The 13,701-nt window shown below is 57.5% G+C and carries 13 protein-coding genes and 1 pseudogene; 10 read left to right on the plus strand and 4 right to left on the minus strand.

Going from position 1 to position 13,701, the window contains the following annotated elements:
* The first annotated feature begins 12 nt into the window (after positions 1-12).
* Complete coding sequence (locus MGMAQ_RS02135) at positions 13-984, plus strand: hypothetical protein (protein ID WP_158498747.1); 972 nt, start codon at positions 13-15, stop codon at positions 982-984.
* Positions 985-1,007: 23 nt separating this feature from the next.
* Here MGMAQ_RS02135 and MGMAQ_RS20170 read toward each other — a convergent pair.
* Positions 1,008-1,146: pseudogene (locus MGMAQ_RS20170) on the minus strand (transposase domain-containing protein); the annotation flags it as partial.
* A 108-nt stretch (positions 1,147-1,254) separates the two neighbouring features.
* On the opposite strand from MGMAQ_RS20170, the gene MGMAQ_RS02140 reads away from it, so the two are divergent.
* The 3 genes from MGMAQ_RS02140 (at position 1,255) to MGMAQ_RS02145 (ending at position 2,702) form a co-directional block, all read left to right on the plus strand.
* A complete protein-coding gene (locus MGMAQ_RS02140; RefSeq protein ID WP_046020239.1) occupies positions 1,255-1,821 on the plus strand; it encodes a hypothetical protein in 567 nt (188 codons plus the stop codon).
* 102 nt (positions 1,822-1,923) lie between these two features.
* A complete protein-coding gene (locus tag MGMAQ_RS20175) occupies positions 1,924-2,130 on the plus strand; it encodes a helix-turn-helix domain-containing protein (protein WP_082085210.1) in 207 nt (68 codons plus the stop codon).
* A 197-nt stretch (positions 2,131-2,327) separates the two neighbouring features.
* Entirely contained in the window at positions 2,328-2,702 is a 375-nt protein-coding gene (locus tag MGMAQ_RS02145; protein WP_046020240.1) for a hypothetical protein, read from the plus strand.
* Between the two features lie 72 nt (positions 2,703-2,774).
* Here the strand turns inward: MGMAQ_RS02145 and MGMAQ_RS02150 are convergent, their stop codons facing one another.
* On the minus strand, positions 2,775-4,115 hold the full coding sequence (locus tag MGMAQ_RS02150) for an IS1380 family transposase (protein WP_046020241.1): 1,341 nt from the start codon (positions 4,113-4,115) through the stop codon (positions 2,775-2,777).
* 720 nt (positions 4,116-4,835) lie between these two features.
* Between MGMAQ_RS02150 and MGMAQ_RS02155 the strand changes: the two genes are divergently transcribed.
* From MGMAQ_RS02155 to MGMAQ_RS19195, 5 genes are all read left to right on the plus strand, one after another.
* Positions 4,836-6,272 carry a YfjI family protein gene (locus MGMAQ_RS02155; protein WP_082085552.1) on the plus strand — a complete coding sequence of 479 codons (1,437 nt, stop codon included), beginning with the start codon at positions 4,836-4,838 and terminating at the stop codon, positions 6,270-6,272.
* A gap of 177 nt (positions 6,273-6,449) precedes the next feature.
* A complete protein-coding gene (locus MGMAQ_RS20600; protein ID WP_052716053.1) occupies positions 6,450-7,097 on the plus strand; it encodes a hypothetical protein in 648 nt (215 codons plus the stop codon).
* Positions 7,098-7,257: 160 nt separating this feature from the next.
* Positions 7,258-7,812, plus strand: a complete 555-nt coding sequence (locus tag MGMAQ_RS20605) for an HGGxSTG domain-containing protein (protein WP_148560803.1) — start codon at positions 7,258-7,260, stop codon at positions 7,810-7,812.
* 186 nt (positions 7,813-7,998) lie between these two features.
* Positions 7,999-8,214: a hypothetical protein gene (locus MGMAQ_RS02170; RefSeq protein ID WP_046020243.1), complete on the plus strand. Its 216-nt coding sequence runs from the start codon at positions 7,999-8,001 to the stop codon at positions 8,212-8,214.
* A 467-nt stretch (positions 8,215-8,681) separates the two neighbouring features.
* The gene (locus tag MGMAQ_RS19195) at positions 8,682-10,925 is read left to right on the plus strand and encodes an ABC transporter substrate-binding protein (RefSeq protein WP_052716054.1); all 2,244 of its coding nucleotides are present in this window, start codon (positions 8,682-8,684) and stop codon (positions 10,923-10,925) included.
* Here MGMAQ_RS19195 and MGMAQ_RS02180 read toward each other — a convergent pair.
* Together MGMAQ_RS02180 and MGMAQ_RS19200 are read right to left on the minus strand one after the other, a co-directional pair.
* The gene (locus MGMAQ_RS02180) at positions 10,922-11,323 is read right to left on the minus strand and encodes a bacteriohemerythrin (RefSeq protein ID WP_046020244.1); all 402 of its coding nucleotides are present in this window, start codon (positions 11,321-11,323) and stop codon (positions 10,922-10,924) included. The two genes, MGMAQ_RS19195 and MGMAQ_RS02180, sit on opposite strands and share 4 nt — an antisense overlap.
* Entirely contained in the window at positions 11,320-12,339 is a 1,020-nt protein-coding gene (locus MGMAQ_RS19200; RefSeq protein WP_052716055.1) for an HD domain-containing phosphohydrolase, read from the minus strand. Before MGMAQ_RS19200 ends, MGMAQ_RS02180 begins: the two co-directional genes overlap by 4 nt.
* Positions 12,340-12,450: 111 nt before the next feature.
* Between MGMAQ_RS19200 and MGMAQ_RS02190 the strand changes: the two genes are divergently transcribed.
* Positions 12,451-13,695, plus strand: a complete 1,245-nt coding sequence (locus MGMAQ_RS02190) for a hypothetical protein (RefSeq protein ID WP_046020245.1) — start codon at positions 12,451-12,453, stop codon at positions 13,693-13,695.
* The last annotated feature ends 6 nt before the right edge of the window (positions 13,696-13,701 follow it).

The following is a 13,701-nucleotide window of genomic DNA, read 5'->3' on the forward strand; positions in this document are numbered from 1 at the left end:
ACATCCAAACCCATGGGAACAAGCACCTTAGCAGCAAATATCATACAGTCGCGGACAGAAATCTTGGGCGACGTCATTAGAAAGGGGGCTATCATGCGAATTACACTACTGGCTTTGACCGGGGTGATGGGGGTGGTTGCCTGTCAGACAATACCCCCAAACCCTCAGCAGCATTCCAGCGACCTGACCTCGATTAAAAGGGCGATTGCAACTCGATGCGTGATTGTGCATGGCGTCGATAACCCAGCAGCAACAAAAACCAAGGTTGACCTGTCAGGTATTTCAGTCCGCAGTGTTGCTTACAGTGAAAGAGGATGGATCAGAGCAGAGGCTACTACGCAGGGCATAAACGGTTACGTGTATATGAACCCAGAGGCTAATCAGGTCGTTTGCGGGCAAAATGAGTGGGAGAGAAAAAATCTGCCGTTTGTGAAAGTAACACAGACCGAGTTTGAGAGCAGATATGGTATGCCATTTGGTGGAACATCGAGTAGGTCGGTTGATTCTTCTTTGGCACCTTCTGGTGGCAAGGGTTGGGAAGAGAGACCTTTGGCTTTCTCATGGGATGGGTTTGATGAGTTGATCGCGGGAACAGTCAGAATCAAGCAAAACTCAAAAACAGGATACGCCAGTATTTCATTACCCAATGGTGAAGGCATCTGTTCCGGGACCTACAAAATAATCGATCCGCCGTACGGAACTTGGTCGCTAACGTGCTCAAACGGCCTTACAGCGAAGGGCAGTTTGAAGGCGTTTGGTGCTGGCAAAGGGGCTGCTGGCGAAGGTGAAGACTCAAAGAACCGAAAGATAAAGTTTACTACGGGAGGATCCCAGTCTGTTGATTCTCAACAAACCACTGGGCAGCAGGCTTCGGGCATGCCAACCATTGAGGATGTGAAAGAGAAGATGCACTTAGGGCAGCCACTCACTGCAGCGGATAGGAAGGTTCTGGCCGACTACTATAACAAACACCACAAACCTTAGGCTGCTCGTAAGCGGTGTCCCGCTCACACGCCTGCCTGATAATTCCAGGGCAGCAATTCCTTGATGCGACTTTGCTTATGGCCATTGACGATGGATTTAAGCGTATGTGCGATGTAGGCGAAGGGATTGATGCCGTAGCTTACAGGTTTCGATGAGCGAGGCGAAAGCAGTAAGGGACATTGGCGCGGCTAGGGCGACGGCCCGAACATCCGGCACCGCACCGGACCGCCGCGCCGACCTTTCACGCGGAACCCTGCGGAAGGTGATGATATGGCCTACAAGTCCCCTTGGATTTCCCTTAGCGAAGCGCGAGACCATGTTGCTTTCTCTCTTGGCGATGCCGATAAAGCATGGCCCCAGCTTCGGGATGCCATACGCGACGGAGCCTTAGAGGCGCGCGGATTTACCGGGAAGATTGAGGAAGACCTTCCCCCATCTTGGTTTGCAGAGGGCGTTCCCTTGGACAACGAACCGTCTTGGGAAATGGACGCACTATTTTACACCGATGATGCACGTTTTCTTGTTGATCCGCCAGCGCCCTATCTTTGTGTGGAGCGGATTAAAGTCAACGTCGAAACCATGCGCGAGTTGTGGCCGGGCAATAAGACCTGCACACAAAATAATTCGACACCTCCAAAAAACCATATAACCCAAAAAGAAAGTGAGACTGCCTACAAAAAAAGGGTGAAAGGTTGGCTCCCTAATAAAATCCCACCCTCCAGGGAGGAAGACCAAAAATGGGGGAAAGACAATGGCCTGAGCCGTACGCGCATTAGGCAGTTACGACGCAACCATGCGCCGGATAGCTGGAAAAAAACCGGGCCAAAAAAGAAATAATAATAATTTTGGCGAAATAGTTCAGGCCGCCAGAATGCCAAAATATCCAGCCAGATTAGAAAATGTTTTCCTTATCCATCGTCAACCGATGGAATCTTACCCATGCACACAAACAAACCAGAACGCCTGTCATATGGCATCCGTCAAGCTGTAGAGGCCACCAGCGTAGGGCGTTCCTTGCTGTATGAAGAAATAAAAGCCGGAAAATTAAAGAGCTTCACCATCGGCGGCAGACGGCTGATTGCCGCCGAAGACCTAACCACGTGGCTCGAATCCTATAAACATCGCACATCGGACGGAGTGTCGTGAGACGCCCCAGCCCTTAGATGGAGTTCAATTATGACAAAACTAAACCCCGCGCCGGGGGCAACCGGCAACGGGGCAAGTAGCAAAAATCGATATGCCTACTATGCCCTTTTTCTTGCAAAAATTCAATATTTTATCCTCTCCCCGTGGCCGCATTTGCTCCTGGCAATTGCCTTCGCCGCGCTGGCATGGAGGTCGCAATGACACCTCATAATATCCAGAGCCTACGTGAACTTCGCATTCTCCCCCATTGGATTTTGTGGCGGCTCGAAACCGTTAAGGGGAGACCCACAAAGGTTCCCTATCAGCCACACCATCCAACTCGTAAAGCGGCGACCAACGACCAAGCACATTGGGCTACATATGATGACGCTGCTTTAGCTTTGGTGACGCATGGCTTCAACGGTCTGGGTTTCGTCCTCACGGGCACCGATTTTGTGGCATTCGACCTCGATGACTGTCGAGACCCGGAAACCGGGGCTTTGGATGACTGGGCGCAGGAGCTAGCCCGAATTATTCATGAGTCTCCCTGGCATCGCAACGGCCACGGGTCCTCGGCCGGGTTGACGGCCTAATTTTGGTTTTGATTTTTCAGGCGTTTGGGGGTTGATCATCGGGGACTGAGGGGCGGCTCGCTGCCGCGGTTTTCACGGGCCCTGGGAGGCGACTTTCCCGGCCATGGCGATCAGGGGTGTTTTGTATGGATATGCCGTCGGCAAGGCGACGGTTATGCGGGATTTGAGTTCCTCGATGCGTACGGCGATTTTGAGGAAAGACCGTCGCAGCGTCTCGAAGGTGGCGTTTTTCCAGATTGATTTCCGGGGCGCGGCGTTTCGCAGTTTAAGCAACAGCCAATAGGCTCCGGTATGGAGGAACAGTCGGAACTGGTTGGCCTCCCAGCGGTGACACGAGGTGCGGTCGGACTTGGTGTAGAGTTTGTGCTCCTTGATCATGTTCTCCATTTTGCCCCGCGCGCAGTAGACCTTTTCATAGAGGGTTTTGGCCCGGCCTGCCAGATTGGTGACGATGAAACGGATGTCGGAACCTTTTGCGGTGGCCTCGACCCGGGCGATAACGGTTCGTTCCCGCTTCCAGCTCTTGGCCGCGTAGGCCGTTTGAAAGAACCGGCGTATCTTTTCCTTGCCTGATGTTGCCCGGCGCACGGCCACGTCCTCGCCCCAGGGTTGGCCGATTTCCTTGAGCCGCCCATTGGAGGACAGGCCGAAGATATAACCGCAGCCTCGGCTTTCCAGCCAGTCCATGACCTCGGGCGTGCCGTAATGGCCGTCCCCGCGCACGGTGATATGAACCCGGGGCCAGTTGTTCAGGATGCGGGTAACGACATGGCGCAAGACCGTCGCGGCCTCCGCGCCCGAAGGCCGCTTGCCGGGCCGCAACAGGGACAGGATCGGCTTTCCGGTGGCGGCGTCATAGATATGGATCGGCTGGAAGCAGTAATCATCGTAATGGCTGTTGAACAAGGCCAACTGTTGGCCGCCGTGAACCGCATCGCCGGTGTCGTCGATGTCGAGCGTGATGTGTTCGGGAACGCGGGCGAAGCTTTCGCAAAACAGATCGATCATCGACAAACCCATGCGGGCCAGTTGCCGCCAGGTCGGCGCGTTCTCCAACCGCGACAGGGTCGGCTGGCTCATCAAGTCCCGGCCCGTCTCCGACAGCCGCCCGCAGGCCAGCTTGAAGGCCGGATCGACGCGCAGGGCGTCCAGATCGTCGCAATCCTCATAGCCGCAGGCAATGGCGAACATCCGCGCCCGGATCATATCGTCGAAACCATGGATCACACTCCCCGGATCGCGGGTGTCGGGAAGATGCGAGGCCAAAAGATCGGCCAAACCGAGGTCACGTTCGATCTCGCGCAGAACCAGAACGCCGCCGTCGGATGACAAACGGCCGCCGTCGAAACGGGCGTGGATTTCCTTGCCGCCGACGGGTGACAAACCGGGCAGATATGGGCTAAATTCCTTCATGGCGACCGTAGGTGAAAATGGTGTCGTGGTTTTGGCTTGGACACCATAAACTCTACGATAATTCAACCATTTAAGCTACGTTCGCCACCCTTTTCGGCCACGGATCGTGAATAATTCGGGCTAGTCGAAGAGGCTGACAGCTACACCGAAATCACCCCCAGCGGCAACGGCCTGCGTATCATCGGCAAAGGTAGCACCTATCCACTTCACACCTCGCTGAAGCGTCCCACAGGCCATGTTGAGGTGTATTCAAAGGCAACCCGCTACATCACTGTTTCCGGCAGTCGACTGGAGGGAACACCAGACCATCTGGCTGACCTTGACGACCTAGTTTTTCGCCATCTTGAAGAAAAGCAAAACCGCGATAACGGGGAACGGAAAACATCCTCAGCGAACGATTCCGCAAACGCCAAGTGCAACCCTCCGCGTCAAATCCCTGCCGACCTCTGGGCGCTGGTCCGCGATGGGGTCGAGGAGAATACGCATGACCGAAGCGAACATTTCCATCATGCAATTGGATGGCTTAAGGATTTAGCTTACACGCCGGACGGCATTGAAGATTTGCTTACCCAATACCCGAACGGCATTGCCCAAAAATATGCTGGGCGTCTGCGGCAGGAAATTGACCGCTGTTACAGCAAGTGTGAAACCAAGGCACGCTTGGATAATGAATCTCCTTGGCCTGACCTTGTGCCCCTTGGCGTTCCGACCCTGCCCAGGATGCCGGAAGGTGCCTTGCCGGGCTGGGCCGGGGCCTATGCTTCGGCCCTTGCGAAAGCGACCGAGACCCCCCCGGAACTGGCGGTCGCTATGGTGTTGGCTGCCTGTTCCGTCGCGGCCTCACGCTGGTTCAGCGTCATGGTACGGCCTGATTATTTCGAGCCGAGTAATCTGTGGATTGCCGCCGCCCTGCCGCCTGGAAATCGCAAGTCCGCTGTCCAAGGTGCCGCCGCCGCGCCGCTGCTGGCGTGGGAGCGGGAACGGGCCGAAGCCATGGCCGATGAGATCAAGCGCGTAACCTCCGAAATTGCCAGCCTGACCGCGCGCGTCAATCACCTTAGGCAGCGGGCCGCCAAGGAAGATGACGGCATCGAGCGGGAGAAATTGCAGCGGGAGGCCGCCGCGATTGAAGCCGATATGCCGGAAATACCAAGGCCGCCACAGCTGTGGACTTCCGACGCCACACCGGAACGGCTGGGCACGATCCTTGCGGACAATGGCGAGCGGATGGCCTGGCTGTCGTCTGAAGGTGGAATTTTCGAGCTGTTGGCCGGGCGCTATTCTGGCGGGATTCCGAATTTGGATTTGGTTTTGAAGGCCCACAGCGGCGATGCCGAGAGGGTGGACCGTGGAAGCCGTCCGCCGGTATTCCTCCATAGCCCGCTGCTCACCGTTGGCCTGTCGCCGCAGCCTAGCGTATTGCATGGGCTGGCGTCCAAACCGGGCTTTCGTGGCCGTGGACTGTTGGGCCGCTTCCTCTACCTTCTGCCGCCCTCGCCGCTGGGCTACCGCAACCTTGAAGCCCCGTCTCTCCCCACCTACGTGGAATCGGCGTATGAGGCGGGCCTTCGGGCAATACTCGACATGCCGCCCGCTGTTGGTGCCGATGGTGATGACGTGCCCCATGTGCTGCACCTATCTGCCGCCGCCTATCAGGAGTGGCTGGAGTTCGCCCGCAACATCGAAGAAACAATGAAGCCGGGCGGAGAGTTCGAGGGCGCGACCGATTGGGCGGGCAAGTGCCCCGGAGCCGCTGCCCGCATGGCTGGCGTTCTTCACGTCATAGAGCATGCCAGCGGCAGACCTTGGGCGGAAGAAATCTCCGAATCTACTATGGGCCGCGCCTTGGAAATCATGGCGGTTATTGCCCAACACTCCCGCCATGCGCTGGACCTGATGGGAGCCGATGAAAGCATTTCCAAAGCCCGTCGGGCCTGGGAATGGGTTGAGGGGGGTCGTAGGGCGCGCTTCAGCCAGCGAGAGGCCTATCAGGCTTTGAAGGGGAGCTTCCCCCGCGTGGCCGATCTTCGGGAAGCCTTCGACGCGCTGGCGGAGCGCGGATATTTGGAAATCATCGAGCCGCCCAAGGCCGGGCCGGGCCGCCCGCCATCGCCTTCCGTAATGGTTCGCCCCGACATTGCGGAGGGCTGGCGATGAGCTGGCGCAGCATCATGGGGGCCGCTCCGGCGGCCAAACCCCATCCCCAATATTCCCACAATCCCCAAAATTCGGAGGGGTTGGGGGTTTTGAGGATATTGGGAATATTGGGGATAGCATTCCGCCGGTTGAAGTTACCCCGGAACCGGGGCGCGTCATGCATTGGGAGTTAAGTTGATGGCGAAGAAAAAAGTCAATTCTGAGGAGTGCCTTGGCGTTCTTAGGATACCGGAGCAGCCCGGAAAAAGCCGTCAGCGGGTTTCAGCTGAGGTCAGCACATCACCCGAAACATTAAGCGCGATCACGGCACGGATTTTTACGCAAGTTGGAATGGGACCGCTTGATCTGACCGAGTGTGTTGAGGCTATGAAGGATAAGGGCGTCGCTGTGCGTTCTGGCGATCTATCTGAGGCTGAAGCTACTCTTGCCGCTCAGGCAGTGGCGTTGGACGCCATTTTCCATGAGATGGCGAGGCGATCAGCCTTGAATATGGGGCAGCATCTTTCGGCGGCGGAAACATACATGCGCCTTGCGCTGAAGGCCCAAGGTCAATGCCGAACCACACTGCAAGCCTTGGCGGAAATCAAGAACCCGCACCCGGTGGCATTCGTAAAACAAGCCAACATCGCCCATGGGCCGCAACAGGTGAACAATGGTGTTTCGACGGACCGGCGTGGCCCCGCGCGCGCGGAACAATTTGAAACTGAGCAAAGCAAACTATTGGAGAAATCGGGCGATGGCGAACGGATGGACCCCGGAACGGCGTGCGCGGCAGGCAGAAGCAATCAGGAAATGGCGACCGTGGGAAAAATCAAGCGGACCTAAAACGCCACAAGGAAAGGCTAAGGTCGCCCAAAATGCCTACCGAGGTGGGCATTGGCTGATATGGCGGGAAGCTGTTAAGGCCTTTAATCAAGCTATGCGGGAACAACGTGAGGTGTGCGATGGCATAAAAATTCAGTGGAGGAACGGGGGAGCGGGGTAAATGAAAAACATGAAAAATCACCCCATGAACCAGGCCCCCAGGTGCGGAGCCAAGACACGACGCGGGACGCCCTGCCAAGCCCCAGCAATGGTCGGCAAGCGCCGTTGTAGGCTTCATGCCGGTAAGGCTTCAGGAGCGCCCACCCGCAATGTCCGCGCCTGCCGTGGCATGGACCTGTTTGAAGTCGCCCGCGCCGTCGGACCGCTGGTTGCCGGGGGGTGGCTGGAGCCGGAATCGCCGTACGGCGGCAACAAGGCTTGGAGGGTAAACGACGCTGTTTTCGTCACGTTTGTCACGAAATCCGCCGAAGAGGCCGAGCGCCGCCGCGCATCCCTTGAGTTGATCCGGCGCTGTCAAGGACACCAGGGAGTGGAAAAACGTGACAATCTCGATTGCGCGCGGGTAGATAAAAAGCATAAACCCCCTTTTTCTAGCTCTAAGCCTACTTCTCTACAGAACACAAATTCCGTCACGTTTGTCACGGTCCCCACGCAGGCCGAAAATCCGCCCGGTCCGCGTCAACAACCGGTTGACTCCGGGGAGGTGGTCCAATGAGCGCGACCATCTACCCGCACCCGTCCCTGAATCGTCTCTTTCGCTACTGGGTGCCAGAGATCAAGGATCCTTCGATTGACGCGGCGCTGATGTCAACGGCACTGGCGGGGTACCGGGTAGGTCCTGGTGTCCAGAACATGCGGCGGCGGTGTTCTTGCCAGCCAAGAGGCCCAAGGAGAACGGGGCATGAGCAGACAGAATGAAAGCTACCACCGCCGCAAGGCCGGTATTCAGATGCTGCGCGTTCCGGTCTCTCTGGACCTGGTGGACTCGTTGATTGATTCCGGCCTGCTGGACGGAGAGACGATGATCCCAGATTGGAGAATGCTGAGAAAAGAGGAAGTCCAAAAGGCCGTTGTTCAAGCTCTTCGGGATTGGGCGGATAAGCGGGACAGTATTTGACATGTCAAAAATCAAGACGAAGACCTCTGATAGAATCAGTGGCATGGATAACCTGACATCGAAACAGCGCCGGTTTTCGTGTTTATGCGGGCACCAAGAAGTGGACGGGCGAAGCTTGGTATTCGACCCCCGAGGAAGCGCAGGCGTTCCTGGATGCCAATCCGCCTCAGAGCGGTGACCACCGGATCGCACAAGCGTTATTTGCTAGAGCAGCCCAGAACGTTGATTTAGTCGTTGAGCTTGATAAAAGGCACGCTCGCAACAGGGCTCGATCTGTGGCTGAGGGGCGCAGGTAGGCTTTCCAGATTCAGAGTCCCAGGTCATCCATGACCCACTCACGGTCACCTTCCGCGTGTCGGGAGATCATGATTGGTTGCTCTTTACTGGCTCCATTCTGCCTGATTTCAAAACGCGTGTGTGTGGCGTACAATATGGTCATAGGTTGGCCCTTAGTAGGATAATGCCCCATGGACTTGATCGCCCACCGCCTCATTCCGTGGCTTATTTCCATCGCAGTATTCCTTGCTCCGGGGGCAGGTTTATCCGCCGAGGCTTTGCGTGATGTGGTCCTGCAACTGCGCTGGCTGCACCAGTTCCAGTTCGCCGGGTACTACATGGCGGCGGAGAAGGGCTATTACCGCGAGGCCGGTCTGAACGTCCTCTTCCATCCCGGTGGACCGGGGAAACCGGGACCGGTGCGCGAGATCCTTTCCGGGGCCGCGCTGTTCGGTACCGATGGGACAGGGCTGGTTAAAAACCGCACCGACGGCGAACCGGTGGTGGCCCTGGCAGCGATCTTGCAGAAATCACCTTTGGTGTGGTTGGTTCGGGGCGATAGCGGGATCCATACCATCCAGGACCTGGCCGCCAAGCGGCTGATAATGCTGCATCCCCCGACCCGTACACCGGAGCTGTTGGCGGCTTTTTCCCAGGAAGGGATTGATATCGATGGTTTGGATATTCATCCCACCACCTTTGATGTTCAAGACGTGATCGACGGTCGTTTCGATGCCATCGCTTCCTATAGCAGCAACGGTCCCTGGGCCATGGCCCAGCAAGGCATCTGGCCGCGCACCATCGGACCGGAAATGGCGGGCATTCAGTTTTACGGTGACGTGCTGTTCACATCGCAGACGTTGATCGACGAGGACCCGGATCTGGTCAACGCCTTCCTCGACGCGAGCTTGAAGGGATGGGCCTATGCCTTCGATAACGTCGACGAGGTGGCGGAATTCGTTCATCGCAAGTACGCACCGGAAAAGCCGCTGGACCACCTGAAATTCGAAGGCCGCGAGCTGCGAAAGCTGGCGGCACCGGACCTCGTGCCAATCGGCGATATGAACCCAGGGCGTTGGACCCATATCGCCGAAACCTATGCGGGGCTGGGAATCATCCCCAAGGACTTCGATCTTGACGGTTTCCTGTACGATCGCAACCCGATGATCGAACAGGAAATCTATTACCGAACCATTCTGTTCGCCGGTTTCACGGTTCTGCTGGTGGGCCTGATCGCCCTGTGGATTCTCAATTTGCATATGACTCTGCGGCGGGAGTATCGCCATAAGCTGCTGGCGGAAGCCGCCCTCAGCGAAAGCCAGCGAACCTTGGACACCCTGCTCAGCAACATGCCGGGGATGGCCTATCGGTGCCTGGAGCCGGCTCACAAGGAGATGCGTCTGGTCAGTCGTGGGGCAAAGGAATTGACGGGATATGGGCTGATGGAACTGGTCGGCCATGGTACTCAAGAATACAGCGACCTGCTTGATCCCGGCGATCGGGTTCTGGTCCGGGCCACGATTCTATCCGCCCTGGCGCATAAGGAACCCTTCCAGATTTCCTACAGGATTAAGACCGCTTCCGGGCAGCAGAAATGGGTCTGGGAAAAAGGCCGGGGGATCTATCGGAATGATGGATCCCTGGAAGTCATTGAAGGATTCGTGACGGATGTTACCGACCGGGAGCGGGCCGAGGAACAACTGCGTCAGGCTCAGAAAATGGAGGCCCTGGGTAATCTGGCCGGGGGCATCGCCCATGATCTCAACAACATGTTGCTGCCAATCCGATCCCTGACCGCGCTGATGCTCAAACAGCCCGATGAGACCGACCGCAATGCCTTGCGGATGGAAAAAATCCGTCAAGCCACCGATCGGGCGACAACCCTGGTCACGCGCATTCTGTCCTTCAGCCGAAAGGAAGAGGGCGGCTTCAAGGAGGAGCGCATCGATCTCAATACCATGCTGCTCAACGCCATGGATCTCCTGGGCTCGACCCTGCCGACCACGGTGGATCTGAAATTGAGCGTTGCGCCGGATGTGGGGCAGGTCATGGGTGACCTCAGCCAGCTAACGACCATGGTGCTGGATCTGGCCAGCAACGGCGTGGATGCCATGGAGGGACGCCCTGGAATCCTTGCAATCTCCTTGGCCCGAGAAACCGTCACCAAGTCCGCCACGGGCACGGTCCATGACCTGAGCTCGGGGGTTTATGCCCGCCTGAGCATCAAGGATTCGGGCAAGGGCATTGGGCCGGAGTACATCGACCGCATCTTCGATCCGTTTTTCACCACCAAGGAAGTTGGAGCGGGAACCGGTCTTGGGTTGGCCACCGTCCATGGTATCGTCAGCCATCACATGGGGGCCGTCCACGTTGAAAGTGAGTCGGGCCAGGGTGCTGAATTCATCGTCTATCTGCCCTTGGCGGACGATTCCTAAATGTAGCGGCAGGCCACGTGGGCTTCCTGATCTTCGCCTGTCATATGCGGGATGAGGCGGTTCAGCACCCAGGTTTCCAGGGTCTGGCCCATCTCATCGACAAAGCCCAGAAGATCCTCCCGCCACAGGGCCCGTACTTCGCCCTCGAGCACGTGGTGCTGTTTCCTGTGTTCCTCAAGCTTGGAACAGCCGCGTTGTTCGAACAGGAGTTCCTCGTCCTTGAAGTGCTGCTGGGTATACAGCAACAGGGCGTCGAAGGCCTGTTTGAGGATCTGTTCCTCCTTGTGCTGGTCCACCGCATCGATCAGGAAATTTGCCAGATCGAGCAGTTGCCGGTGTTGGCTGTCGATCAGGTCGTCGCCTAGTTCAAAATCGGGATTCCAGTCGATCATGGTCATTTGGCCGTCTCCGCAAAAGCCGTTGTCCATTCGAAGTCGTGCTGGCGGAACAGCATTACGCAAACGCCGACCACATCGTCGTCGAAACCGCTGCCGCGCCCCTCGTTGAGAACCTTCAGAGCGGTCTCGATCCCCAGGGCTGCCCGGTAAGGGCGGTGTCCGGTGATCGCCTCGGCCACGTCGGCCACTGCGATGATCTTCGATTCCAGCAAGAGGTCCGGCTCTTTCATGCCCAAGGGATAGCCGCTGCCGTCCAGCCGCTCATGATGTTGTCGAACCATGTCCATCACCGGCCAGGGCAGGGGAACGTCGCGCAGGATGGTGGCTCCGGCGGATGTGTGAGTTTTCAGAAGCTCGTATTCCTGGCTGCTGATTCTGCCAGGCCGGGTGAGAATTTCCGCAGGGATATGGATTTTACCGATGTCGTGAATCATCGCCCCCATCTCCAATCCGGTCAGGCGGTCCTGCGCAAGACCCATCTCGCGCCCGATGGCCAGGGACAGTTCGGCGACCCGGGATTGATGACCGGCGGTGTAGGGGTCACGGCTCTCTATGGTTCGGGCCAGAGCCCGCACCGTCTGCACCAAAGCCTCGTTGGTGGCTTCTTGGGAGCGTTGGAATTCCGCCCGGGCGCGATCAAGGTCGGTGATGTCGGTACCGGTAAAGAGCAAGGGGGAATCCGACCCGTCTTCCGCCGACAGGAGACGAATTTTCCAATGCAGTGTCCGCTCGGTCCCGTATTTGGAAACCCACTCGCCAGTTCCGTGGATCTGTTCGCGCGGATCGCCAGCCAAAGGGAGGTTGTCACGCATGCTCTTGCCTTGGGCGCCCGCCATGAAGTGCCAGAGTTGGCGACCGACCAGTTCCGAGGAATCGATCAGTAGCGACTCCTGTGCAGCCTTGTTGGCGTAGCGAATAGTTCCATCGCTGGCGAGGATCATCACAACGTCGCCAATGACATCGAAGGCGGCCCACAGGGCGGGCATCTGTTCCGACTGACGGAAGGCGTCCATCATGGCGCTTTCATTGAAATCATCGGTTCCTCCGCAATTTCGTGTATATTATCCATTGGATTGACCATTCCTGTCAAAACTCTCGTGACGAGTGGTGGAAATAAGGGCGAGGCCATGGCACAGACAAAATCCAAGGACGCCTTCATTCAGCAACTCAAATCGCTGCTGGCCAGCCACCGCGCGGTCATGGAAGGGCGGATCTTTCAGCTCGATCTCTCGGCGGTGAAAGAGGACCTGGGCGAGAAGTGGGACAAGATCGCCAAGAGCATCGACCGGATCGTGGTCAGTATTCTAGATCTGCGGCTGTCCGCTTCCGATGTTTTCATGAAGCAGGACCCGACCCATTATCTAGTCGCCTTCGCCACCACGGATTCCGCCCGTGCCCGGCTGAAATTGGCCTTGGTGGCACAGGAAGTGGGGCAGCGGGTGCTGGGGCTGTCCTGGCACGAGAACGCGGGACTGGTCAAATCCCTGACCCTGGACGAAAACGATGAAATCAAGGTCGAGGATTACGAAGTCGACAAAAGTGCCATCGAGGAGACCAAGCCATCCGCAACGGCCAAGGCTCGCGGCGGTGCCCAACTGTTTCCCGGTCTGGATCATGTGGCGGAAGACGAGGGAAAGATCGGCTTCATGTTCCGGCCCATGTGGTACGTCAAACGCAAGGTCATCACGACCTATCTTTGTGTACCCGCCATTACCAGCGAGAATTCCAGTTTCCGCTGCGGCTACAACGTCCTGCCCAAGCCCAGCGACCCGAAACAGATCGCGTTTTTGGACAATGCCACCGCCAAACGGTTGAGCCAGGAATTCAAGTCCCTGGCGCAAAAGAATATGGCGCCGTTGCTGACCATGCCGGTGCACTACGAGACCCTGTTCCAGCCACAGGCCCGCATTGCCTTCATCAAGACCTGCCGGGAGCACCTGGACAAGAACAGGAAACATGTGGTGCTGGAAATCGTCGGACTGCCCGAAGGCATTCCCTTTTCCCATCTTCAGGAAATTACCCAGGCGGTGCGGCCCCTGTGCCGTGCGGTGATGGGACGGGTCCGGCGCGGCGTGGTCAAGCTGCCGTTCCATCGCGAGGCGGGCCTGCATGGAGTCGGCATCGACCTGAGCGTGGGGGGCCATTCCGAAGACACGATTATTCAGGAATTCGATGCCTTCGTTTCCGTCGCGGCGGAAAACGACCTGCATACCTACGTGCATGGGATCGGATCACTGGCCCAGAGCACGGCGGCGGTCTGCGCCGGGTTCGACTATGTGGACGGCTATGCCATCGCCAACGTGGCCGACGCGGCCCGGGATATCGAAGTCTACGATATCCGCGATCCCTACAAGAAACGGCTGGATCGTTGAGCTTGG

This window comes from Magnetospira sp. QH-2 (assembly GCF_000968135.1).
Taxonomy (GTDB): Bacteria; Pseudomonadota; Alphaproteobacteria; order Rhodospirillales; family Magnetospiraceae; genus Magnetospira.